The 24,068-nt window shown below is 66.1% G+C and carries 23 protein-coding genes; 9 read left to right on the top strand and 14 right to left on the bottom strand.

The annotated features are described in order from the left end of the window. Positions 1–490: carbohydrate porin (locus AC1DYS_RS26620; protein WP_477904574.1), on the bottom strand; the 490-nt coding region annotated here is incomplete at its 3' end. 350 nt (positions 491–840) lie between these two features. Here AC1DYS_RS26620 and AC1DYS_RS26615 point away from each other — a divergent pair. From AC1DYS_RS26615 to AC1DYS_RS26595, 5 genes are all read left to right on the top strand, one after another. Next, entirely contained in the window at positions 841–2,106 is a 1,266-nt protein-coding gene (locus AC1DYS_RS26615) for an ABC transporter substrate-binding protein (RefSeq protein ID WP_477904573.1), read from the top strand. 175 nt (positions 2,107–2,281) lie between these two features. Continuing rightward, entirely contained in the window at positions 2,282–3,127 is an 846-nt protein-coding gene (locus tag AC1DYS_RS26610; protein WP_477904578.1) for a carbohydrate ABC transporter permease, read from the top strand. Beyond that, positions 3,124–3,990, top strand: a complete 867-nt coding sequence (locus tag AC1DYS_RS26605; RefSeq protein ID WP_477904572.1) for a carbohydrate ABC transporter permease — start codon at positions 3,124–3,126, stop codon at positions 3,988–3,990. The genes AC1DYS_RS26610 and AC1DYS_RS26605 overlap by 4 nt, the downstream gene beginning before the upstream one ends. Positions 3,991–4,112: 122 nt before the next feature. Then, positions 4,113–5,186 (top strand): ABC transporter ATP-binding protein, encoded by a 1,074-nt coding sequence (locus tag AC1DYS_RS26600; RefSeq protein ID WP_477904571.1) that lies wholly within the window; start codon positions 4,113–4,115, stop codon positions 5,184–5,186. Positions 5,187–5,351: 165 nt separating this feature from the next. Then, a complete protein-coding gene (locus tag AC1DYS_RS26595; RefSeq protein ID WP_477904570.1) occupies positions 5,352–6,524 on the top strand; it encodes a GGDEF domain-containing protein in 1,173 nt (390 codons plus the stop codon). Positions 6,525–6,534: 10 nt separating this feature from the next. On the opposite strand, the gene AC1DYS_RS26590 is transcribed toward AC1DYS_RS26595, so the two are convergent. From AC1DYS_RS26590 to AC1DYS_RS26575, 4 genes are read right to left on the bottom strand one after another with little or no spacing between them, the layout of a single operon-like run. Further along, positions 6,535–7,398, bottom strand: a complete 864-nt coding sequence (locus AC1DYS_RS26590; RefSeq protein WP_477904569.1) for a DKNYY domain-containing protein — start codon at positions 7,396–7,398, stop codon at positions 6,535–6,537. Beyond that, positions 7,398–7,706, bottom strand: a complete 309-nt coding sequence (locus AC1DYS_RS26585) for a hypothetical protein (protein WP_477904568.1) — start codon at positions 7,704–7,706, stop codon at positions 7,398–7,400. The genes AC1DYS_RS26590 and AC1DYS_RS26585 overlap by 1 nt, the downstream gene beginning before the upstream one ends. Further along, the gene (locus tag AC1DYS_RS26580; RefSeq protein ID WP_477904567.1) at positions 7,690–8,643 is read right to left on the bottom strand and encodes an ankyrin repeat domain-containing protein; all 954 of its coding nucleotides are present in this window, start codon (positions 8,641–8,643) and stop codon (positions 7,690–7,692) included. The genes AC1DYS_RS26585 and AC1DYS_RS26580 overlap by 17 nt, the downstream gene beginning before the upstream one ends. A 32-nt stretch (positions 8,644–8,675) precedes the next feature. Then, positions 8,676–8,963: a hypothetical protein gene (locus AC1DYS_RS26575; RefSeq protein WP_047490123.1), complete on the bottom strand. Its 288-nt coding sequence runs from the start codon at positions 8,961–8,963 to the stop codon at positions 8,676–8,678. Positions 8,964–9,120: 157 nt separating this feature from the next. Here AC1DYS_RS26575 and AC1DYS_RS26570 point away from each other — a divergent pair, with 157 nt between their 5' ends. After that, positions 9,121–9,702, top strand: coding sequence for a 5-formyltetrahydrofolate cyclo-ligase (locus AC1DYS_RS26570; protein ID WP_047490120.1), 582 nt, complete (start codon positions 9,121–9,123; stop codon positions 9,700–9,702). Positions 9,703–9,715: 13 nt separating this feature from the next. Here the strand turns inward: AC1DYS_RS26570 and AC1DYS_RS26565 are convergent, their stop codons facing one another. Continuing rightward, positions 9,716–11,860: a TonB-dependent receptor family protein gene (locus tag AC1DYS_RS26565; protein WP_477904566.1), complete on the bottom strand. Its 2,145-nt coding sequence runs from the start codon at positions 11,858–11,860 to the stop codon at positions 9,716–9,718. A gap of 120 nt (positions 11,861–11,980) precedes the next feature. After that, positions 11,981–12,622: an OmpW/AlkL family protein gene (locus AC1DYS_RS26560; RefSeq protein WP_477904565.1), complete on the bottom strand. Its 642-nt coding sequence runs from the start codon at positions 12,620–12,622 to the stop codon at positions 11,981–11,983. Positions 12,623–12,859: 237 nt separating this feature from the next. On the opposite strand from AC1DYS_RS26560, the gene AC1DYS_RS26555 reads away from it, so the two are divergent. Further along, entirely contained in the window at positions 12,860–13,633 is a 774-nt protein-coding gene (locus tag AC1DYS_RS26555) for a hypothetical protein (RefSeq protein ID WP_477904564.1), read from the top strand. A 10-nt stretch (positions 13,634–13,643) separates the two neighbouring features. On the opposite strand, the gene AC1DYS_RS26550 is transcribed toward AC1DYS_RS26555, so the two are convergent. Continuing rightward, positions 13,644–15,047 (bottom strand): sensor histidine kinase, encoded by a 1,404-nt coding sequence (locus tag AC1DYS_RS26550; RefSeq protein ID WP_477904563.1) that lies wholly within the window; start codon positions 15,045–15,047, stop codon positions 13,644–13,646. Continuing rightward, positions 15,047–15,727: a response regulator gene (locus AC1DYS_RS26545; protein WP_477904562.1), complete on the bottom strand. Its 681-nt coding sequence runs from the start codon at positions 15,725–15,727 to the stop codon at positions 15,047–15,049. The genes AC1DYS_RS26550 and AC1DYS_RS26545 overlap by 1 nt, the downstream gene beginning before the upstream one ends. 241 nt (positions 15,728–15,968) lie before the next feature. On the opposite strand from AC1DYS_RS26545, the gene AC1DYS_RS26540 reads away from it, so the two are divergent. Together AC1DYS_RS26540 and AC1DYS_RS26535 are read left to right on the top strand one after the other, a co-directional pair. Next, complete coding sequence (locus AC1DYS_RS26540; protein WP_477904561.1) at positions 15,969–16,556, top strand: porin family protein; 588 nt, start codon at positions 15,969–15,971, stop codon at positions 16,554–16,556. A 31-nt stretch (positions 16,557–16,587) separates the two neighbouring features. Continuing rightward, positions 16,588–17,397, top strand: coding sequence for a MipA/OmpV family protein (locus AC1DYS_RS26535; RefSeq protein ID WP_477904560.1), 810 nt, complete (start codon positions 16,588–16,590; stop codon positions 17,395–17,397). Between the two features lie 504 nt (positions 17,398–17,901). Here AC1DYS_RS26535 and AC1DYS_RS26530 read toward each other — a convergent pair. The 5 genes from AC1DYS_RS26530 to AC1DYS_RS26510 form a co-directional block, all read right to left on the bottom strand. After that, positions 17,902–19,182, bottom strand: coding sequence for a M16 family metallopeptidase (locus AC1DYS_RS26530; RefSeq protein ID WP_477904559.1), 1,281 nt, complete (start codon positions 19,180–19,182; stop codon positions 17,902–17,904). 123 nt (positions 19,183–19,305) lie between these two features. Then, the gene (locus AC1DYS_RS26525; RefSeq protein ID WP_477904558.1) at positions 19,306–19,875 is read right to left on the bottom strand and encodes a hypothetical protein; all 570 of its coding nucleotides are present in this window, start codon (positions 19,873–19,875) and stop codon (positions 19,306–19,308) included. A gap of 424 nt (positions 19,876–20,299) precedes the next feature. Beyond that, a complete protein-coding gene (locus AC1DYS_RS26520; protein WP_477904557.1) occupies positions 20,300–22,120 on the bottom strand; it encodes a hypothetical protein in 1,821 nt (606 codons plus the stop codon). A gap of 125 nt (positions 22,121–22,245) precedes the next feature. Beyond that, complete coding sequence (gene metF / locus AC1DYS_RS26515; protein ID WP_477904556.1) at positions 22,246–23,091, bottom strand: methylenetetrahydrofolate reductase [NAD(P)H]; 846 nt, start codon at positions 23,089–23,091, stop codon at positions 22,246–22,248. A gap of 114 nt (positions 23,092–23,205) precedes the next feature. After that, a complete protein-coding gene (locus tag AC1DYS_RS26510; protein ID WP_477904555.1) occupies positions 23,206–23,964 on the bottom strand; it encodes a TlyA family RNA methyltransferase in 759 nt (252 codons plus the stop codon). Between the last annotated feature and the right edge of the window lie 104 nt (positions 23,965–24,068).

Genomic DNA, 24,068 nt, shown 5'->3' with positions numbered 1-24,068 from the left:
CGCCGAGCTTGGCGCCACCGCCCAGCTCGATCTGGTCTGCACCAGCGCCCACGCCGTCCATGCGCACGAAGAAGGTGTCGAGGATGTGCACGTCTTTACGACCGTAGAAGCGCTTGCCGATCCAGAAGTTGGTGCCGGGGGCGATGTCGAAGCCCTTGCCTTCGACGTACATCTGCTCGAACGAGGAGGACGAGCCACCGATGTCGGTGCCGTTGTTGTACTCGTTGAACATGACCTTGGCTTTCCAGGACACGCCTTCGGAGGTGCCGGTCTGGGCCAGCCCGAACTCACCGTAGAGGTCGCACTCGTTGCCCAGGCGGTAGTGACCACCGGAGATCCCGAGGTCGTAGCAGGCACGCGCGGAGTTCTTGGACGTCAGCCCAGGGCCAGTGCGGAAGTAGCCGTCGAAGTCGACGGCATAGGCCTGCGACGCGACCATGGAGGCGGCGAGCGCCAGTGCGTGCGGCGCGAGTTGGCGGATGGTTTTCATGGTTAGTCTCCAGAGTTGTTGGTCAGAACGGGCGAGCACTGGGGGGTACTGCCACAGGGAATGCATTGTTCGTAAACCCTTAAATTAATTAACGTAGCGTTAACCATGAGTTGCCAGAAACGCACGCTTTTCCGGGGGTCCAACCGGTCATCGGCGAGAGCTGCTAACGGGCCCGAGGGCGCGCCGGACATACAGGGAGATTCCTGCGGATGAAGCAGTTCGGTCGCTAAACAAGTACGGGTAACTACTGCCTTTTTGGAGTTAATTATTCGTTAATGTTCCGCCCGGTCAGCGATGAGGCGCTGCAGCAGCCCGACGCGACCACCCGACAAACAAATCCCGGAGACTCGATGAAAAACACCCCCACTCCCATCCGCGCGCTTCACATCGCCGCAGCGGCCACCTTGCTGTGTGCCTCCCTCGCAGCGCGCGCTGGTGAGGTCGAAGTGCTGCACTACTGGACATCCGGCGGCGAAGCCAAGGCAGCATCCGCCCTCAAGGCCACGCTGCAGGCCAAGGGTCACAGCTGGAAGGACTTCGCAGTCGCCGGCGGCGGCGGCGATTCGGCGATGACGGTGCTGAAGTCGCGCGTGGTCTCGGGCAACGCCCCGGCTGCCGCGCAGATCAAGGGCCCATCCATCCAGGAGTGGGGCGCTGAAGGCGTGCTCGCCAACCTGGACGACGTCGCCAAGGCCAACAACTGGGACGCGCTGCTGCCCAAGGTCGTCTCCGACGTCATGAAGTACAAGGGCAACTACGTGGCCGTGCCGGTCAACGTGCACCGTGTGAACTGGCTGTGGGCCAACCCCGAGGCGCTGAAGAAGGCCAACGCCAAGATGCCGACGAACTGGGACGAGTTCTTCGTCACTGCCGAGGCACTGAAGAAGGCCGGCATCATCCCCGTGGCCCACGGTGGCCAGAACTGGCAAGACTTCACCACCTTCGAGTCGGTGGCGTTGGGCGTCGGCGGTGCCGACTTCTATCGCAAGGCCCTGGTGCAGCTCGACGCTGGCAGCCTGAAGAGCCCCACCATGTCGAAGGTGCTCACCACCTTCAAGAAGGTCAAGGACTACACCGACAAGAACGCCTCGGGCCGCGACTGGAATCTGGCCACCGCGATGGTCATCCGCGGCGAAGCCGGCATGCAGCTGATGGGCGACTGGGCCAAGGGCGAGTTCCTGGCCGCAGGCAAGGTGCCGGGTAAGGACTTCCTGTGCGCCGCCGCCCCGGGCTCGGCCAATTCGTTCACCTTCAACATCGACAGCTTCGCGATGTTCAAGCTGAAGAACACCGCCAACCTGCAGGCGCAGAAGGACATGGCCACCGCCATCATGGCGCCCGAGTTCCAGGAGACCTTCAACCTGAACAAGGGCTCGATCCCAGCTCGCCTGAACATGGACATGAGCAAGTTCGACGACTGCGCCAAGCAATCGTCCAAGGACTTCGTGGCCACCGCTAAGAGCAACACGCTGGTGCCGTCGATCGCTCACGGCATGGCCGTGTCGTCGGCTGCTGAAGGCGCGATCAAGGACGTGGTCTCGCAGTTCTGGAACACCGACACCATGACCGCCGACCAAGCCATGGACCGTCTGGTCTCCGCTGCCAAGACGAAGTAAAGAGTCCCGTTCGGACTGAGCCCGTCGACGGCCCGGTGCCTGTGCCTGCTCTGCAGGCCCCAGGCGTCGGGCGTTTCGGCAGGCTCAACTCGAACGGCAAGTTGTCTTCGAACGCCGCCCCATGACCCCGATCTCGCCGCCCGCGCCCAGCTTCGCGGCACGCCTCTCACGCTGGATGCCGCGTATCGCGCTCGCGCCCAGCTTCACGCTTGCCTTCGTTTTCATCTACGGGCTGATCGTCTGGAACGGCGTGCTCTCGTTCTCGGCTTCGCGCCTCCTGCCCAACTACGAGTTCGTCGGTTGGGCCCAGTACGCCACGCTGTTCGACAGCGAGCGTTGGGTTGTGGCGCTCACCAACCTCGGCATCTTCAGCGCGCTGTTCATCGGCGTGGGCCTGGCGCTTGGCCTCGGCCTGGCCATCCTGCTCGACCAGAAGATTCGTGCCGAAGGCGCCTTGCGGACCATTTACCTCTACCCGATGGCGCTGAGCTTCATCGTCACTGGCACCGCGTGGAAGTGGATCTTGAACCCCGGCCTCGGCCTCGAGCACCTGGTGCAGCAGTGGGGCTGGACCACCTTCACCTTCGACTGGCTGGTCAACCCCGACAAGGCCATCTACACGGTCGTCATCGCAGGCGTCTGGCAAAGTGCCGGCTTCGTGATGGCGCTCTTTCTTGCCGGCCTGCGCGGCATCGACGACTCCATCATCAAGGCCGCGCAGATCGACGGCGCCTCGCTGCCGCGCATCTACTGGCGCGTGATCATTCCGAGCCTGCGGCCGGTGTTCTTCAGCACGCTGCTCGTGCTGGCACACATCTCGATCAAGAGCTTCGACCTCGTGATGGCGCTCACCGCCGGCGGCCCCGGTTTCGCGACCGACGTGCCGGCGACCTTCATGTACGCGATGTCGTTCTCGCGCGGCCAGATCGGCCTGGGCGCCGCCTCGGCCACCGTGATGCTGTGCACCGTGGCCGCCATCATCGTGCCTTACCTCTACTCTGAACTGCGAACCAAGAAATGAGCGCGCGCTCTTCGAACGTGGCGTTCCAGCGCTTCGCCATCTGGTCCGTGCTGCTGCTGTTCGCAGCGGTGTTCCTCGTGCCGCTGTACGTGATGGTCGCGACCTCGCTGAAAGACATGGACGAAGTGCGCCAAGGCAGCCTGCTGTCCCTGCCGGGCAGCCTCAACTTCGATGCCTGGCACAAGGCCTGGTCGCAGGCTTGTACCGGCACCGACTGCGGCGGCCTGCGCCCGTTCTTCTGGAACTCGACGCTGATGGTCGTGCCGGCCGTGCTCATCTCCACCGCGCTCGGCGCCATCAACGGCTACGTGTTCGCCAAGTGGCGCTTCAAGGGCAGCGAGCTGATGTTCGGGATGATGCTGTTCGGCGCCTTCATGCCGCTGCAGGTCGTGCTGCTGCCGATGTCGCAGGTGCTGGGCTGGTTCCAGCTCGCCGACTCGATCTGGGGCTTGGTGATCGTGCACGTGCTGGTGGGTCTCGCCACCACCACGCTCTTCTTCCGCAACTACTACGTGAGCCTGCCCGACGAACTGGTGCGCGCGGCCATGCTCGACGGCGCCGGCTTCTGGCGCATCTTCTGGCGCATCGTGCTGCCGCTGTCGGCACCGATCATGGTGGTCACGCTGATCTGGCAGTTCACGCAGATCTGGAACGACTTCCTGTTCGGTGTGGTGTTCTCGGCGGGCGACGCCAAGCCGATCACGGTCGGCCTGAACAACATGGCCAACACGTCCAGCTCGGTGAAGGAATACAACGTGGACATGGCCGCAGCCATGATCGCCGCGCTGCCGACATTGGCGATCTATGTGCTCGCGGGCAAACATTTCGTGCGTGGCCTGACGGCCGGTGCGGTCAAGGGTTAAGAAAAATCAAGGTAACTGCCCCTCTCCGTTCGGCCTGAGGTATCGAAGGCCAGCGCTGGGCTTCGATACCTCAGCCCGAACGGATCTTCGGACACATCGAATCTGACTGAAACACTGACACCATGGGCGCACTTTCCATTCGCAATGTCCGCAAGAGCTTCGGCGCGGTCGACATCCTCAAGGGCATCGACATCGAGATCGATGAAGGCGAGTTCCTGATCCTGGTCGGGCCTTCGGGCTGTGGCAAGTCGACGCTGCTGTCGATGATTGCCGGCCTCGACGTTCCCACGGCCGGCAGCATCCACATCGGCGAGCGCGACGTCACCCACGAGCTGCCGAAGGACCGCGACATCGCGATGGTGTTCCAGAGCTACGCGCTCTACCCGAACATGAACGTGGCGCAGAACATCAGCTTCGCGCTCGAGATGCGCAAGGTGCCCAAGGCCGAGCGCGACGCGTCGGTGCAGCGCGTGGCCAAGATGCTGCAGATCGAGCACCTGCTCGACCGCAAGCCCGCCAACCTCTCCGGCGGCCAGCGCCAGCGCGTGGCCATGGGCCGTGCGCTCGCGCGCAACCCCAAGCTCTTCCTGTTCGACGAGCCCTTGTCCAACCTCGACGCCAAGCTGCGCGTCGAGATGCGCGCCGAGATCAAGCTGCTGCACCAGCGCACCCACACCACCACGGTTTACGTCACGCACGACCAGGTCGAGGCCATGACGCTCGGCGACCGCATTGCGGTGATGCGCGACGGCGTGGTGCAGCAGTTCGGCACGCCCGACGACATCTACAGCCGCCCGGCCACCCGCTTCGTGGCCGAGTTCATCGGCTCGCCGGCGATGAACATGATGGAAGCCGATGCCCTCAAGCCCGGCGAGATCGCGCTCAGCGTGAAGGGCCAGGCCATTGCGCTCACCGCGGCCCAGCAGCAGTCCTTGCAGCAGCGGCCCGTCGCTGGATGCGTCGTCGGGCTGCGGCCCGAGGCCGTGCACCTTGCCGACAGCGGTGTGCCGGGGCGCCTGGTCCTGCTCGAACCGACCGGTCCCGATACCTATGCCTTCGTCGAGACGCCGATGGGCAAGCTCGTGCTGCGCACCGGCGGGCACGTCACGCAGCGCATCGGCGACAACGTGTTCGTCGGCTGGGACGCGCGTGACCTGCACGTGTTCGACACCGCCACCGAGGCGCGCGTCGGCTGAGTCAGCTCTCGCCGGTCGGGCGATGGGCCGGCCGCGTGTAAAGCGGGCGTAAATTATCGGCAGCAAATCGGCCGTTCTTCACGTCCGCCGGCGGTGCCGTCGCCCGGCGTCATCGGGCGCTGCTGCTGAGCGAGACAATGGCAACGGCCACACAGCCGCGCCGCCATGGACCCGTTTTCCGTCATCGTCATGCTCGCCATCCACCTCGTCGTGAGCGGTGGGCTGATGTTCCTCGTCCGCCGCATGATGCCGGACGCACCGGGCCTGGGCCGCTGGGCGCTGGCGACCATCTTGTTCGGGCTCGGCTACCTGGGTCGCCTGGCGGCCGGGCTGGAAACGGTCAGCGCGTTGGGCGTGGCCTCCGATGGCGTGATGCTGCTCGCCGTGTTGCTGTTCAGCGACGGCGTGCGCGAGTTCACCGGTCGCTCGCCAGGCGCCATGCACCACCGACTGCTGCTGTGGGCGGTGATCTTCTCGGGCCAGGCGGTGGCATCGGTGATCGGCGGCCCGGTGTGGCGCCACGTCGGCATCAACCTCGCCACCGGCTCGATGTATCTGGTGATGACCTGGTCGCTGGCGTCGCAGCTTCGCCACCAGTCAAAGCCATTGCACGCGCCGCTGCGCCTGCTGGCCGCATTGATCGGTGGTCTGAGCGTGCTGACGCTGCTGCGGTCGTATCACATCGCCACCCACGGCATGGACGTCGCCTTCCACGGCATGTTCGCAAAGGCCTTCTACATCTATGCCTCGCTCGCCGCACTGCTGGTCGCGATGACGCTGCTGTGGCTGCTCTTCCTGCGCTTGAACGGCCAGCTGGCCGAGCTCGCCACGCGCGACGCCTTGACCGGCGTCTACAACCGCAACGGCCTTGACCAGGCACTCAAGCAGCACTTCGCGCGGCGTGACGCACCCCCGTTGACGCTGCTGCTGGTCGACATCGACCACTTCAAGCGCATCAACGACACGCTGGGCCACGCCACCGGCGATGCCACGCTCCAGGCCGTGGCCACCGCGCTGCTCTCGCAACTGCGCGGCGGCGACTTCGTGGCCCGCATCGGCGGCGAAGAGTTCCTGATCGGCTGTGTGGGTGCGCAGCACGAGGTGGCGTTGCCGCTGGCGCAGCGCCTACGCGGCAGCGTTGGCCGCCTGCAGGTGCCATCTGCCGATGGCAAGCGCTGTGTCTTTTGCACCGTGAGCGTGGGCGTGTCGGCTGGCTTCGACAGCTATGGCGACTGGGAGATTGCCGCCTCGCAGGCCGATCAGGCGCTGTACCAGGCCAAGGCCGCCGGGCGCGATGGCGTGCAGCCGTTCGTGCCGGTGCAGCCGGTGGTGGCCTGACCCGCGTCGCTCAGTGCGAGGCCGCCGACGCGGCCGCCTCGGCGACGCGTTGACCGCGCTGCCAAGCCGTTGTTTTATCTTTGGCATCGGCCTGCGCGGTGAAATCTTCGGTCACCGTGAAGCTCTGGGCATCGGCACCCGCCACCCGCTCGCCCTCGTACCAGACGCGCTTCGCATCGGCAGCGTAGCCGCGCCCCAGCACGCGCAGCGTCGCAAGCTCGGCATCGCGCAGCTTGCGTACCACGGGGTGTGGTGGCTTGTTCGGTTCGTTGCGCTCGATGTGGGCGTGGAACGCGTTGGCCTGGTCGCGTGCGTAGCTCGCGTCCCGGTCGTCGATCACCGTGAACGTGGCGCCGTGGCTGCCGGGAATCTCCATGCGTTCGTAATAGCCGCGTTGCGCATCGCGCGCAAAGCCGCCGGCCAGTGGCTCGAAGCTCGCCACGTCGCGCACCTCGAATGCCACGCCTTCTTCGTAGACATGCAGCCGGTCGCGCGCATAGCCTCGGCCGAGCACGGTGTAGGTGGCAGGGTCGGCGTCCCGGATGCGGTCGACCTTCAGGTGCCGGACCGTCCAGTACTCCTGCCCCTTGCGGTAGGTGTCGCAGTAGTACACGGCCAGGCGGTCTCGCGCCTCATGCTCCGATAGAACCTCGAAGCTCGCGCCATCGCTGCCGTCCACGGCGCTGCCGCGGTAGTAGCCGCTTTGGCTGTCACGCGCGAAGAGCTTGTCGATCGGCTTGAAGCTGGCCGGGTCGGCCGGGGTGAAGGCCACGTCGTTGTGCAGCCACTGGCTGCTCTTGCGCTGGTAGCCACCGCCATCGCAGCCGACGAGTGTGGCCAGCAGGCCGAGAAGCATCACGATCAGGCGAGACATCAGCCGCGCCGTTTCAGCACGTCGATCATGTTCCTGTCCAGGTCGACGATGAAGTCGCCGCCGGGCGCCTTCTGCCGCACGACCTCGCGGCCCACGGTGTCGTACACCTCGGCGCGGCGCCCAGCCGCCCAGGGCGCCGTGCGGTCGAAGGCGCCGGCGCTCGGGCCAAAGACCAGCGCGATCGAGGGCGGCGTTGCAAACTCCCAACTGAAGGCGATGCGGTGGCCTTGCTCGAGGTAGACGATCATTCCGCCGCGGCCGTCGGCGGTGATCTCGACGATGGGGCCGGTGTCAGGCGCGGTGTTCATGGCGGGGCTCCTTGCGTGCATCCATCATCGCCTTGATCTGCAGCAGCTCCGGCGGAACAGGCTGACCGGCCTTCAGCGCCTCATCGATCTGCGTATCCACTTCGCCCGGGGCATTGCGCCCGTCGGGGCGAGGGCGCGCCACGTCGGCACCCTGTTCGATCAGAAAAGCCAGCAAGTCGCGGCGCTGCTTGATGGCCAGCACCACCGCCAGCGGGTCTTGATAGGAGGTGGCATTGAGGTCGAGCCCGCGCTCGGTCAGCAGGCGCAGCGTGGGCAGGGGCATCACCGCGAGCCAGCTGAACACCAGCGGCTGGCCGTCGCGTGCCTTCATGTTCGGGTCGCCGCCGGCATCGAGCAGTAGGCGCAGCAGGGCAAGGTCCTTGAGCTTGGTGGCGGTTTCCATCGCCTGCGCCGGCTTGGCGCCGAGCGAGAGCAGCACCTCCACCACTGGAAGCACGCTGGCTGCTCCGGGATCGTCGGCATCGGCCTGCTGCGCTGCCAGGGCGAGTAGCGTCATGCCGCCTTCGCCTTCGATGTTGACGTGCACGCTCGGGCCGAGTTCGCGCAGCGTCTGCACATCGCGCTTCACCACCGCCGCGCCCATGGCCTTCATCTCGCGGCCGCTGAAGTAGCCGGCGCCGCTGGCGTGCTGCGCGATGCGGTGGTCGATGTAGACGTTGCGCGCCTGGCCCCAGCCGATGAACAGCCCCGGGCCGGCCACGACCAGCAACGCGAGTGAGCGCCACACGATGCCGTCGGTGAACGCGTAGAGCAGCACGGCCAATAGCAGCACCGCGCTGGGCACCATGATGAAGAAGAACAGCGCCATCTCCTTGCCGCCGTCGTTATTGCCGCTGCTCGACTGCAGCGTCTTCACCAGCATGACGAGAAACAGCAGCGCATCGAGCGCCGCGACGGACCAGAAGACGATGTTCATGCGGCGGCCGATGGGTGGCGACGGAGCCGGCATCAAGGCATCGCCACGCCGTCGATGCGATCCAGGCGCACGATGATGTGGCCGTACTGCTGGTTGCGCAGCTCGACCCACTGGCCCGGCTCGATGCGCGTGACCGCGCCACCCACCGGCTGGCCGCCCACGTAGAGCGTGATGCCGCGCTTGTCTTGCAGCGCAGTCTGCAGCGCCTGCTCGATGCCATGCGCCGCATCGGCAGCGAAGGCCACGCCGCTGGCCAACGTGAGCACGGCGGCACCCAGAGCGGCGCGGGTTGGGATGAAGCGGGGGCGGGTGATCTTCATGGCAGTGTTCTTTCGCAGGCCGGGTGGAGAAACAGCCGGCGATGGTCGGCGTGCCAGGTATCGGCCCGATTGCGCGTGTCGCGCTGCGTGTTTCATTTGTTGGGCGAGTGAGGGAGCCGCCTCCTGCACAATCCCGTGAGCTCACCTGGAGACCTGCATGACCCCGGAAGAACGCCGCGCCCTGCGCGAGAAACTCATCGCTGCACGCCAGGCCCTGCCCGACCGCCTGGAGCGTGCGGTGCAGCTGCAAAGCGTGATGCGTGCGTGGCTGGTGAGCCGGCGCGAATCGAGCGTCGGCGCCTACTGGCCGATCAAGGGCGAGTTCGACCCGCTGCCCGCGCTCTACCGCTGGAGCGAAGGCGGCCCCGAAGGCTCGCCGCGCCGCATCGGCCTGCCCAAGACCGACAAGGAAACCGGCGAGCTGCGCTTCCACGTGTGGTTCCCCGGCTGCCCGATGGAGCTCGATGCGCATGACATCCCCAAGCCCAAGGACACCGACGAATTCAAGCCCGCCCTGCTCATCGTGCCCTGCGTCGGCTATGGCCCGGGCGGTGTGCGCCTGGGATATGGCGGCGGCTTCTACGACCGCACGCTGTCCGAGCTGAACCCACGTCCCATCACCATCGGTGTGGGCTACTCGCACGGCTTCATGCCGATGCTGCGCGCGCAGCCGGACGACGTGCCGCTCGACGTGATGCTCACCGAAGACGGTGTGATGTGGCAGGCGACCGGCCGCTGAGAGGCCAGCCCCGTCAGAACCGGTACCCAGCCGACACACCCGCGAGCCAGGTGCGGCCCGGTGCCGGCTCGAAGAAGCGGCCGTTGCCCTCGTTGACGATCACCGAGCCCGCATAGGCGCGGTCGAACAGGTTGTCGACCCGAGCAAACGCCCCCAGGTCCCAGCGGCCGAGCACCGTGCGGTAACCCACCTGGGCTGACGCCACCGTGTAGGCCTCGGCCGCATCGCTGTTGAGGTCGTTGACGTAGACCGCGCCGATGCGCCGCACTTCAACTCCACCGCGCAGGCCTTGTGCCGGTGCGTAGTTGAGCCCTGCAAAGAGCGTGGTGCGTGCGACACCGGGGATGCGGTTGCCCGCGGCCACGATCTGGTTCGGCGTTGCACAGGGTGCTGCGGTGCAGGTGATGAACCCGTCCTTGTAGCGCGCATTCAGCAGTGTGGCGGCCAGCTGCGGCTGCCAGTCCTGCCACTGCGCCGACCAGCCGAGCTCGAGACCGGTGCGCCGCGTCGCGCCGGCGTTCTGGAAGGTCGAGCGCCCGCTGGTGTTCGTGAGCGTGACGATCTCGTTTTCGGTGCGCGTCTCGAACACCGCCAGCGACGCCTCGCCGTAGTTGGCGAGCCGCGTCTTCACGCCGGCCTCGATGCTCTTGCTGCGCGCCGGCTGCAGCGTGAAGTTCAGTCCGGTAGCGCCGTTGGGTCGGTAGGCCAGTTCGTTCAGCGTGGGCGTCTCGAAGCCGCGGCCGGCGGTGGCGTACACATGCACGCTCTCGTTCACCGCATACAGCACACCCAGCACCGGCAGCGTGGCGCGGTAGTCGGCACCGCCGCTGTCGTCGGGGTTGGTGCCGACGATGTAGTCATCGGTCGACTTGAAGCGCACCTTGCTGTGCCGCAGGCCGGCGTTCAGCGTCCACTGCGGCGTGGGTTGCCAGTTCGCCTGCACGTACTGGTCGAAGCTCGTCACGTCGTTGGCTTCGTTGCGGCGCAACGCCCCTTGCACGCCAGGCGTCGCGCCGATGAAGTTCTGGTAGCCCTGGCGGCGCTCATGCAGCCAGTCGCCCGCCAGCCCGGCCACCACGCTGAGCGGCGTGCCCAGGTTTTGCGCCTTCCAGGTCCAGCGCAGATCGGCACCTTCGTATTCGCGGGCGAGCGAGATCACGCCGCCGGGGTGCAGCGGGCTGCCCTGAGTCGCGGTCGGGATCGATTGGAACTGCACCGTGCCGCGTTGGCCCTTGTAGGTCATCACCTGCAGCGAGTTGCCGGCGTCGATGCGGCGTTCGTAGGTCAGGCCGCCTTGGGTTTGGTCGACCGTCTTGCGTGTATTGAAGGTGGTTGCCGACGCATCCACGCCGCGCGGGTTGGTTTCGTACTGCACGCGCGTGAGCCCCAGCGGGTCTTGTGCTTCAGGCAGCGACATGCTGTTCACCACCAGCGTCAGCTTGCCCTCGTCATCGGGCTTGAAGCTCAGCTTCGCGTTGCCCAGGTTGCGCCGGGTCTCGCTGTGGTCTCGGTAGCCGTCGGTCTCGAAGCGGCTCGCGCCCACGCGATAGGCGAAGCTGCCTTCCGAACCGCTGGCTTGCGTGGCGATGCGCAGCAGACCGTCGCTGCCTCCGGCCACCTCGAAGCCGAGACGCGGCGCGCCCTGGCCGTCTTCGGTGAAGACCTGGATCACACCGCCCGACGAGTTGCCGTACAGCGCCGAGAACGGCCCGCGCAGCACCTCGATGCGGCCGACCGAGCCCAGCTCCACGTTGGAGATCTGACCCTGCCCGTCGGGCAGCGTGGCCGGGATGCCGTCCACATACAGCCGCACGCCGCGGATGCCGAAGGTCGAACGCGCGCCGAAGCCGCGCACGGAGATCTGCACGTCCTGCGCGTAGTTCTGCCGGTCGCGCGCGAGCAGGCCAGGCACCGAGCCCAGGCTTTCGGAGATGTTGACTTGCGCGCGGCCGTTGCGCACATCCTCGCCATCCACGCGGCTGATCGCCGCAGGCACGTCGAAGGCCGGTGTCTCGGTGCGCGTGGCGGTCACCACCACCGGCGGCAGCGTGGCCGCCGGTGCGGGCGAAGGTGAGTCTGTGGACTGGGCCAGCACGGCGGCCGGCGCACCGAGCCAGCACAACACATGCACCAGGCGCGGTGCGGTTGGGGTCTGCATGTCGTCTCCATCGTTCTTGGTTGCGGCGCGATGTTCACATGCCGCGTGCCTTCACGTCGGTGGCGACGAAAATTTCCTACATGCGCTCACTGTGTTCAACGCACGCTGCGGGGCGGTTGCTCAGAAGCGGCGGCCGATGCCCACGCCCACCAGCAGCGGGTCGATCTTGAACTCGCCGACCTTGGTGCTGTTGGAGGTCACGTCGGTACGAATCTGAACCTTCTTCACATCGAAGTTGAGGTACAGGTTCTTGCTGATCTCGTAGTCGAAGCCGGCCTGCACGGCCAGTCCGAAGCTGCTCTTGTCGAGGCCTACGTTCAGTGATGCGACCGGGCTGAAGTCGACGTTGGAGATGTGCGTGTAGTTCACGCCGCCACCCAGGTAGGGCTTGAAGGCGCCCAGGCTGGTGAAGTGGTACTGAGCGGTCAGCGTGGGCGGCAGGTGCTTGAAGCTGCCCACGTCGGTGCCGGTCACGCCGGAGTGCAGCGTCTGCTTCTGCGGGTAGGTCAACACCAGCTCGGCGGCGATCTCGGGCGTGAAGAAGTACGAGATGTCGATCTCAGGGATGACCTTGCTGTTCATCGTGAGGTCCAGGCCGGTCGAATCTTTGTCAGCGCTGTCGAGGTTGACCGCGCGCAGGCGCACCAGCCACGGGCCATCGGCGGCCTTTGCCACCGCAGGCAACGCCACGCTGCCCGCCATTGCCATTGCCAGTGCCAGTGCCAGTGCCAGAGCGGCGCACTTGAATCTTGTTGTTTGCATGATCTGCTTTCCTGTCGAGAAGAGGAGGGTTCCTCGACAGGAATTTCATCTCGGCGGGGCGCGTCATTTATTGCGGTGCATCAAGAGCCGTGCAATGAACCGCATGCGGTACATCAAGGGCCGGTGAGCTGGCGCAGCTTCGGCCTGACTCTGAAGTGGGGAGGTGCCGCAGCTGAACCTCCGCTTCCTGCCGTGACGTAGAGTTGCCTGCCTCCATTCGGCCACTTTTGCACTGCCATGAATCGTCTGCAATCCGAGTTGAGTCGCCTGTATCTTCCCCACGCGGTCCCCGACGCCGAGACACTTGGCCTGATCGATCCCGAGGGCAGCGTGCGCGCCATGGTGCTGGAGGTCGCGCGGCCAGCGAGTTGGGACGTGCTGTCGAAGGTGTGGCGCGGGGTTCAGGCCGATCTGGAACTGCCGGCCCCGGCCATCGCCGTCTCGGGGACGGACGGCCTTCAGCTCTGGTTCTCGCTCTCGGACCCGATCGCCATCGCGCAAGCCCATGCGTTCCTGGAGTCTTTGCGCCTGCGCTTTCTTGCGGACATCGCAGCGAAGCGTCTGCGCCTGATGCCCGCCGTGGATGCCTCAGCCCCGCACCAAGCGCTTCACGCGCACCTCGTGCCCGCCGAGCACGAGCAGACCGGCAACTGGTCCGCGTTCGTGGCGCCGGACCTCGCGCCGGTCTTCGCCGACACACCCTGGCTCGACATCCCGCCCAGCAACGATGGCCAGGCCGACTTGCTGAGCCGGCTGGAAAGCATCAAGCCGGCCGCCTTCGAGGCTGCGTTGGAGTCACTCAGGCCAGCACCGCCTCAGCCAACGGGCGTCGCGCGCGAGACGACAAGCATTGATGCCGATCGCATGCCGGATCGGCCAGCGGCCTCGGTGGGTTCCCTGGAAGCAAAGCGCTTCTTGCTGCAAGTCATGAACGATGAGACCGTGGTGCTGGCCTTGCGGATCGAAGCAGCCAAGGCGCTTCTGCCCTACGCCGACGAGCACCGTCCCTGACCGGCGCAGGTCACGCGGTCGGCGGCACCGGAAAGCGCACCAGCACCCGCAGGCCTTGCCCGCGGTGGCCCTCGGTCAACTCGACGTCGGCGCCGTGACGCTCGGCCACGGCCTTGACGATGGCCAGCCCGAGCCCGCTGCCGGGCTGCGCCTGGTCGGGCACGCGGAAGAAGCGGTCGAACACGCGGGCGCGCAGCTCGAGCGGAATGCCGGTGCCTGCGTCTTCGACGCTGAGCGAGATGTCGGCCGGTGTTTTCGTCACGCGCACGTCAACCCGCGCACCAGCGGGCGAGTACTTGATCGCGTTCTCGACCAGGTTGTCCACCAACGAGACGAGGCCCTCGGCTTCACCCGTGACCACGCAGGCATCGTCGGCGCTCAGCTCGAGCTCGACCTCGCGCTGCGTCGCGAGGCCGGACAGCGCGGCGAGCCGGTCCTGCACCAGCGCGTCGAGCGCGATCGGCGCCAAGGTGCGGGCCATGCGGTCGGCGTCGCTGCGCATCAGGCCGAGCAGCTGAGCGACCAGCCGGCTGGCGCGCTCGCCGCTGCGCACCAGGCCGTCGAGCAGTTCCGTATCGCGTGGGTCCTGGCGGTGCGCCTTGAGTGCTTCGACGTTGATGCGCATGGCGGCAAGCGGCGTGCGCAACTCGTGCGCCGCGTCGGCGATGAAGCTGTGCTCGCGCATCTGGCTGCCTCGAACACGCTGCAGCAGCGTGTTGACGGCGGCAAGCAGAGGCCGCAGCTCGCGGTATTGGCTGCCGAACTGCAATGGCGTCAGATCCGCCGGGCCGCGGGACTCGATCTCCTGCGAGAAACGCCGCCACGGCCGCAGCGCCACCCGTACCGACAGCCATGCCGGCACGAACAGGAAAGGCAGACTGATCAGCAGTGGCAGGATCACGATGCCGTGCGACCCGAGCGCAAAGAAGATCGACACCGCATGCCCGGAGCGGATCAGCGTGACGCGTGCGTCCGAGGTGGCTGATTGCTGGCTGTAGGTGCGCCACAGCTTTCCATCGACCTCGACGCGTTCGAACTCGCGCAGCTTCTGAGTGCGCAACGCACCCGGATCGCCCGGCGACTGGTACAGCAGGCGGTCGCCGCGCCACACGTTCATCGACATGCGCAGTGCAGGGTCGTCTTCTTCGTGGTTCTCCCGGCGCTGGAAGACGTCGAGCTTGAGCAGCGCGTCTTGCAGCTTGTCGGGCTGGTCGGCCAGGCCGTCGACCAGTGCGAGGATCATGTCGGCGCGCGGACCCATGTGCTGCGGCTCGAAGATCATGTCGTAGCGGGCCGTGTCCCACACCAGGTAGCCGATGGCGGCCGACCACAGCAGCAGCGCGGTGGCCATCTGCGCAAGCACGAGCCGCGTCACCAGCGACGAGAACACCTTCGCAAACCAGACGCGCAGCATCAGCCGGCACCTCGTGCGGTCTCGACGCGGTCGATCACATAGCCCACACCGCGCACCGTGCGGATGTAGCCGGCGCCGATCTTCTTGCGCAGGTTGGACATGTGCACGTCGAGCACGTTGCTTTCGTTGTGGATGCCGCCTTGCAGCACCTGCTCCTCGAGCACGCGCCGCGTCAGCACGCGGTCGATGCGCTTGACGAGGATGCACAGCAGGTCGAACTCGCTGCGCGACAGGTCGACCGCCTTGCCGTCGACAGTCACGCGCATCGTGGCTTCATGCAGCGCGAGGCCGCGCACCTCGAGCGTCTCGTTGACGAGGCCGTAGCTCCGCCGCGCCAGCGCCCGCACGCGCGACAGCAGTTCGGCCAGCGCGAAGGGCTTGACGAGGTAGTCGTCGGCGCCGCTGTCGAGCCCGGCGATGCGGTCTTCGAGCGAGTCGCGCGCGGTGAGGATGAGCACCGGCGTCACCTGCTTGTCACGGCGCAGGCGCGTCAGCAGCGTGAGACCGCTGCCGTCAGGCAAACCCAGGTCGAGCAGCACCAGATCGCACGGCGTGGTGTCCAGCGCCTGCACGGCTTCTTGCAGCCGGCGCACCCAGGTCACATGCAGGCCCTGGTCTTCGAGTGCGATGCGCACGCCGTTGCCCAGCTCGATGTCGTCTTCGATCAACAGGATGTTCATGGGCGTGATTAGGCCGATCGAAGCTAAAGATCACATGAAGCTCAGCACGGAAGGCGATTCATGAAACCTTCAGGAAGGCTTTGGACAGGCTTCAGGTGAGGTCGAGACACTGCGAAGGCGCTGTGAGAACAAGTGACCGCAACGAAGCGGAATGCCCACAGCCAACGACGACCGATCTTTTGAAGCAACGGGTTTGTCGTCCACACCGAACCTCGCTTCAAGACAACCCGAAAGAGCTTTCATGTCATCCCTCAAGACCTCCGCGATCTCGCTGGCCATCGTCGCCGTTTCATCTGCCAACGTCAACGCAGCCGAACTGTCGGACCAAGCTGGCCCCTACGTTGGCGCGAGCTCCGGCCTCAGCGAATTCCAGACCCATGACTTTGGCCTGCGCACTACCGACGACGAAGAATTCGGCGCAGCGGGCAAGGTGTACGCCGGCTATCGCTTCAACAGGCGATTCGGCGTCGAAGCCGGGTTCGCTCACCTGGGCACCTTGTCCGAGACGGTGCAACTGGGCGGTTCGCGCGTCGAGCAGAAGGCGCGTGGCCGCAGCCCTTATGCAGCAGCCACCGGCCGCATGCCGCTGAGCGAATCCTTTGCATTGACCGGCAAGTTGGGCGTGTCGTACGGCAAGGTCAGCGGCACCAACTTGCTGCCTGCCGCCAACAGCCTGATGGGTACGACGCGCTCGCTGCTCATCAACGTCGGTGCCGAGTACCGCTTCACGCCGAACGTCGCATTCACCGTCGAGTTCGACCGGTTCGGGAGGCTGTCAGACCGCGTCAGCGCCAACCTCGTCAGCACTGGCGTTCGCTACGACTTCTGAACCCCCTTCATCTGACCCGCGAACAAACATCATGACCTCCCTCCAATCTCTCAAGTTCAACCTCGTCTGCGTGGCCATCGGCCTGCTGGCGAGCCCGCTCGCTCGCGCTGACGAAGCGGCCGCACCGTCCGACGACGCGTGGCATTTCACCGTGGGCCTTGGCGCTGCCAGCCAGCCGCGTTACCCCGGCAGTGCCGAGCGCAAGAGCAGCGGCTTTCCGGTGCTGAGCGCAACCTACGGCCGCTACTTCATCGGCGGTGTGCCCGGTGCCGGCGTACCGGCAGGCATTGGCGCTTACCTCGTGCAGAACGATCACTGGCGCGTGGGCGTCGGCCTCGGCGGCAGCTTCGAGAAGCCTCGCCAAGAAACGGATTCGCCGCGCCTGCGGGGCCTGGGCGATATCGACCGCACCGCGCTCGGCGCCGTGTTCGCGAGCTACAGCGACACCTGGTGGACGCTGCGCGGCAACCTGCTCACCGACATTGGCGGCAAGCAACAAGGCACGCGGCTCTCGCTCGGCGCTGAGGCCCGTTACCCGGTCAGCGACACCATCACGCTCTCGGCAGGCCCGAACGTCACCTGGGCCGATGCGAAGTACACGCAGACGTTCTTCGGTGTCGACGCGGCACAAAGTGCTCGCTCCGGCCTGGCGGTTCGCACCGCCAAGGCGGGTCTGAACTCGGTGGGCTTCTCGGTCGGCGCGAACGTGCGGCTGTCGTCGAACTGGGGCGTGGGCGTGTTCGCAAGCACGAACAGGTTGCGCGGCGATGCGGCAGGCAGCCCAGTGACCGAGAAGGTCTCGCAGAGCCAGGCGGGTCTGTTCGCGGCCTACACCTTCTGACGTCACAGGATCAACGACACCGAAGCGGGGTGAGACGCCGCTTCCGCTGACAACACCTCACCAGCATGAAACTCTTTCAGATCTCCCACGCCGTGCTTCACGGCGACAACCTTCGGTCATCGCGGCGGCGGACGGCCGCACGCGCCCATCGTCCCGCCGCGTCAGTCCTGCGGCTTCATCGGAGTCCGCTTGCCAAGTTCGCGTGGTTCTTCGGGTTCGGGCGTTGACACCATGCGTGCAAACCTCCCCCTCTTGAAGCTGTCGACGGAAGTTGTACTGAGCCTTGTGTCTGTCGGCTTGTGGGTCGTCGTCATCTGGCAATTGCCGGAGAGCGAGCGAGCTTCAGCGGCTGCGGCCTCTGTGACGACAACCGACATCTCGCACGACCGATCCCGCACGGAGACCGTGGCGATCGCCTCTGCCGCCACTCGGGAAGACTCGACGCAACCGGAAGTCGCAACCCGTTGAACGCGGTGATGTGGGCGGCTCGAACCGACCGTTCCGTCAATCCGCCGCGAACAGGGCCGTCGCCCGTTCTCGCGCCTTCGCCGTCACGCTGCCTGCCAGCCCGGCCGCACCACGGCTTGCCAGCATCTGCGCAAACACCTCTCGCACCTCGTCGGCATTGACGGCCTGCAGGCGCTCCAGCCACACCTGCGCATCGCGCAGCCGCCCGAAGGTGAACACGTCCTGTGCCGCAGACTCCAGCCGCCTGGCCGGTTGCTCCAGCGCGCGCAGCGTGCGCACGGTGATCTGATTGCGTGCGCGTTCGAGGCCTACCGGATCTGGGCTGTCGGCGTGCTGCTTCAGCAGCCGTGCGGTTTCGGTGAAGAAAGCATCGGCCTGTTGCGGGTCGGTCGCGGCATCGATGACGATCTGGCCCGCGTGCGGCATCACGTCGGCCGAGCAGGCCACGTGGTACGCGAGGCCGCGGCGTTCGCGGATCTCATCGAGCAGCGGCGAGCTCATGCCTTCGCCGAGCAGCGCGGCGGCGAGCACGTGGTTGACATGGTGGTGGTCGGCCAACGGTGGCGCTTCATAGCCCAGCACGATCTGGCATTGCTCGCTGCCCGACAACCGGCGCAGCTTCACGCCGCCTTGCCACACCGGCGGCGGCACGGTGTTGGGCTCGCCGCGCGGCATGCTGCCGAACGCCGCTTCGGTGGCGCGCAGGAACGCGGCTTCATCCACCGGCCCGGCCGCAGCCACCACCACGTTGCAGGCGCTGTACTGGTGCTCCACATAGGCCAGCAAATCGTCGCGCGTGATGCGCTTGAGGTTGGCGCGGTTGCCGATCACCGAGCGGCCAGCGGAATGGTTCGGCCCGTAGCAGGCGCGGTCGAAGAGCTCGAAGGCGATGTTGACCGGGTCTTCCTCGAACTCGGTGAACTCGTGCTGCAGCACCTGGCGCTCGCGCTCCAGCTCGTCGGCCGGGAAGCTGCTGTTGCGCACGATGTCGGCCAGCAACTCCACGAACACGGGCAGGTCGCGCGGCAGGCCTTCGATGTGGAAGGCGGTGTGGTCCTTGTCGGTGTGCGCGTTGACCTCGGCACCCAAGCGCTCGGCGTCGAGGTTGATGCGCTGGCAATCGCGCGTGTGCGTGCCCTTGAACGCCATGTGCTCGACCACATGGCTGATGCCATTGAGCAGCCGCGGCTCGTGCAGGCTGCCGGTGCGGATGAACACGCTCAGGCTCACCGTCTGCCGCCAGGGCATGGGGATGGCGACGGCGCGCAGGCCGTTGAGCAGCGTGTGCAGGTTGGGCATGGCGTGGAAGGTGTTCAAGGGCGGGTCGCGAGTGGCACTGCCCAGAGTGTCGCCGGCCCGAGCGCAATTCCATATCGCTGGCCTGGAGGCACGTTGACACGCGGCAGGTCGATCAACGGCGAGCGGCGTTCGCCTCGATAGCTAGTGTGTGGGGATGCGGATTTCCACGTTCTTATCCCTCCACTGCGGCCAGTTGGGACGGCCGTAGAAGCCGATGTTGCAGGCCTGTGGCATTTCGTCGTCATGCACGTCGATGCCGAGGTAACGCAATTGGCCGCAAGCGGCCGCGGTCGAGCCCGGGTTGGCCTGAAAGCAGCCGACACGGGTTCTCACGACCACTGTTCGCTGCTGCTGCCAGCGCAGTGTGACGTAGCCGTTAGCCACCAGGCCGCTGGGGGCGCTCAGCTCGGTATAGCGCGCGTCCAAGATCTCGCCGCTAAGTGGGGTGCGCACGCCGTTGCCGGCGTTGATCCATGCTGGGCCCGGTACTGTCTCGTCGTCGATCACCTCGAGATTGCGCCGGGCGATGAGGTCGCCCAGGAGGTTCTCGCACCAGTTAGTCGGCCGGCCGTTGCGGCCGACGGCGAGCAGGCCATCGTTCGTCTTCGTTGAGTTTGCAAGCTCCGACGCTGCGGCGCTTATCTGGACTAGGCGGCCCGTAGCGATGATCCGGACTTCCTTGCGACGCTCTTCTCGCAAGCACTTGCGCAAGGCGGTGGCTTCATGGCGTAGCGGTGCGCACACGGACGCAGCGTTGGCTATAGGTACGGGTACGGGCGGAACGGCGACGACTGGAGGTGGCGAAGAAGACCCCGAGTGAGCGCGCAAGGCTGGTGGCGCCAGGTCTCTCGACTCCTCTGAAGGGGGCGTACGTTTCACCAGTTTCTGGACGCGGGTGGGCCGTTCTGGCACTTCGGAGGACGGTTCGGCGGGGGTAGACGCCTGCGGTCGTGCCGCCGTGCCGCTGCTGCCGATGCGTACCGCTCGGCCGCTCGGGCAGCGGACCGGCGAATCGACGAGGCTCTTGGAGCCATCCCCTTCACACCGGTAGATATCTCCCGCCTGGGCTGCTTGCGCGCCAGCGAGCAGTCCGCACGTGGACAGGGCGAGGACCCAGTAGCGCTCCTTCATGAACTCACGACCCTCCAACGCTGAACTCGGCTCCGCTGTACTGCCCCTGGAACGTGCGGATCTCCAGAGGGCCGACGTATTGCTGCACTTCCTGCCGCCACCGCATGTGCTCGGCGCTCCCGACCTTGTAAGCGTAGGTGGTGCCCATTCGCATCACCGGCACGTCAGACAGCCCAATGACGGTCGAAGGCTCATAGCCACTGACCACAACAGCGGAGATCCTCGCACCGGTGTTGACGACGATCCAGCGAACGGATTCGTAGGAAGACAGGGCTAATACCAGCGGCCGAGGAGACGGACGCACGATGACCCGGATCGTGCGGGTGGCACGCGTGCTGCCGGTGCCTTCGTACACACCGACCATGTGGACCATGGCGTCTCGCGGCAGGCCTGGCAATCCGAGGGGCGCTTGCGTACCAGTTCCCCGGGCCGCCGCGCCTGCCGCGCGGGCCGCCTCGGCCGCTGCGGCTGCGGCGTGTTCGTAGGGCGTTGTTGCGGCCGGGACCTGCCGAGACTCGGCCTGCGCCTGCAGCTTTGTCAGCTGCACTTGCAACTCGTATTCACCGGCCACCTGGTCCAGCGGCACCGGCTCGCGCGTGGTCTTGACCTCGTCTGCGATCCAGGCCTCCTGGCCCCGACGCATGAACCCCGGTCGGTCGCCGGTCTGGATCAGCAGGCCCCACATGCCGGCGGAGTCGATAGGCGCCACCGCCTGGGTGGTGACATCGAAGACCCATGGGTTGGAGCGGATGCGATTCGTGAGGTCGAGCGAGTCGACCAGCAAGCGGCTCTCGTCCAGTTTGGCGAAGGTGGCGCCGAAGGTAGGTGAGGTACGCCAGATACCGCTCTCGCCACTTTCGAGGTTCAGCCAGCCAATATGGGGGCTGGAGGCGAACACCACGAGCTTGCCTTGCTGCATGGGAACCGGGTGCCCTGAGGTGATGCCGGAGCCGTCAGTGATGCGCAGCTTGCGTACTTCAGTCGCCTGCAGGCCGGCAGGGGTGCGTTGGTGTTCCATGAGCACCAGCTCCCGTCCGCTGCCAAGCAATGTGCGCGCGGGTGAGCCGGGCAGGTTAGCGGCGAAGGAGGCGTTGCGTGCAGCAAGCGGGTGCTGCACCAGCGTACCGGTGAGGCCATCAGCCAGCGTTGTCGCACCGTCTCGCTCGGCGAGCAAGAAACCCGTGACGTCGGGCAGCCAAGTAAGCAGGTTCTGACTGCTGGGGACATCCCAAATGCGGTGTCCGTTGCTGGTGTCGTAGAACGTGACGCCTTGGCCCATAGGCTGCTGGAGCGCCAGCACTCGCCCGTTTGGCGAAAGGTGACTTGCCCACGAACTCGTCATCATGCGAGGCAACTTTGCAATGACCGCACCGCTGGGCAGTTCGACCACGGTGGCGTCGCCAGTGACGTCGCGCAGCACAGCCACGCCAGCATTGCTGGCGAAGGTGCCGTAGTTGATCGAACCGAGCGTCCCTTTGGGCAGCGGCGAGCTGAGGCCGACCTGCTTGAGCGGGCGCAGTGGTGGCCGTGACATCAGCTGGCCGATAGTCCGCACACCGAGGAATGCCTGCATGGCCAGGTCCTGCGTCTGGAAGCACGCTTGATCGAGGCCCAGTGCTCTGACCGATGCGACCGAAGCAAGGCGGCTGATTGACACCTGCTGAGAGCAGGAGAGTGCGCGTAATGTTGTCCGCGAGTCCATTTGGCCGCGGACGGTATCGGCCTGCTTCGCGTCGTCAGCCAGCAGGCCGAGCAGGCGCTCGCGCGCAGCCTGAACTTCGGGGGGGAACGGATAGGCCGCGTTCACTTTGGCGGCCACTGGCATGGCGGCTTCTTCGATTCGAGCGCAACCGGATAACACAGCGACAAACGCGCATGTCGTCAAGATCAACGAAGTCTTCACTTGGCGCCTCCCTCATCTACTTATGGTGGCCGCCATTGTGGCGATCTTTACCCGGGCGACAGGCCGAGTCGACGGCAAATTTCGATCGAAGCTGCGGACTGGTTCATCGTGTACAGGTGCAGCCCCGGTGCGCCGCCGGCAATAAGCTTCTCGCACAGCGCACTGACCACGTCCAGCCCGAAGGCCTTGATCGATGCCGTGTCGTCGCCGAAGCTCTGCAGACGCAGGCGGATCCAGCGTGGGATCTCGGCGCCCGACGAGTCGGCGAAGCGGATGATGCCGGCCGAGTTGATGATGGGCATGATGCCCGGCACCACGGGGATGTCGGCGCCCAGCTTGCGCGATTCGTCGACGAAGCGGAAGTACGCGTCGGCGTTGAAGAAGAACTGGGTGATGGCTGCGTTGGCACCGGCGCGGACCTTGGCGAGGTAGGCCTGCATGTCGGCCTCGGGCGAGCGCGCCTGCGGGTGCATCTCGGGATAGGCCGCCACCTCGATGTGGAAGTGGCTGCCGGTCGATTCGCGGATGAAGCCGATCAGCTCAGATGCGTAGCGGAACTCGCCGAAACTGCCGTAGCCGCTGGGCAGGTCGCCGCGCAGCGCCACGATGCGGCGGATGCCGGCGGTCTTGAACTGCGCGAGCTTCTCGGTGATCGACTCGCGGTTGGCGCCGATGCAGGTGAAGTGCGAGGCCGCTTCCACGCCCTCGGCAAGGATGGCCTGCACCGCGGCAAAGGTGCCGTCTTGCGTGGAGCCGCCGGCACCGTAGGTCACCGAGCAGAACTGCGGCTTCAGCGCATAGAGCTGCTGGCGCACGGCGGCGAGCTTGGTGACGCCTTCGGGCGTCTTGGGGGGGAAGAACTCCAGGCTCAGGGGAAGACGTTGCGTGCTCATGCCTAACTCTCTTGTCAGTCAATAACCCGTTCGGGCTGAGGTATCGAAGCTTGTTCAGGCCGCGCAGGGCTTCGATACCTCAGCCCGAACGGTTGTTGGGATGTGGCGTGGTCGTCAGGCGGGCTGCTTCGCCCACACGAAGAATTCGGTGTTGCCGTTGCCGCCCTTGATCGGGCTCTCGAAGTACTTTTGCACCTTCAGGCCCAGGCCCTTGCAGGCCTGCCAGAGGCGGGTCTCGACTTCGGCGAAGTGCACCTTGTCTTTCACGATGCCGCCCTTGCCGATCTGCGCCGGCTGCAGCTCGAACTGCGGCTTCACCAGCACCAGCAAGTGGCCGCCCGGCGCGAGGTACTCGACCATGGTCGGCAGCACGTGCGTGGAGGTAATGAACGACAGGTCGGCGGTGACGAAGCCGAAGCTGTGCGGCGTGTTGGCAGCCTCGAAGGCCGTGCCTGTCACGTCGCGGCCGTTGATGCCTTCGAAGCACACCACGCGCTCATCGGCCTGCAGCTTCGGGTGCAGCTGACCGTGGCCCACGTCGATGCCGACCACGCGCTTCGCGCCGGCCTGCAGCAGCGCATCGGTGAAGCCACCGGTGCTCTGGCCGAGGTCGAGGCAATCGAGCCCGTTGACGTCGATGCCGCAATGCTTCAACGCGCCCTCGAGCTTGAGCCCGCCGCGCGATACGAAGCGAAGCTCCGCGTCGTCGGTGATCTCGATCTCGCAGCCTTCGGGCACGTCGAGCCCCGCCTTGTTGACGACGGCCCAGCCCTTGGGGCCAAGCCAGCGCACGGCGTTGCGCTCGATCAGGCGCTGTGCCGCCGAGCGGGTCGGCACGAGGCCTTGTTGAAGCAGAAGTTGGTCAGCGCGCATGGGTACCTTTGAGAGAACAGATCGGGCCAGCGCGACGCGCTGGGCCCGATATCCAGCAACTCGCCGCGGAACGGGTTTCCCGGCCGCAGGCGAGGCGCCCCTCG

The organism is Rhizobacter sp. P2_G4 (assembly GCF_056403575.1).
The sequence above is the reverse complement of the archived record's forward strand: the minus strand, read 5'-3'. Positions and strand labels throughout refer to the sequence as shown.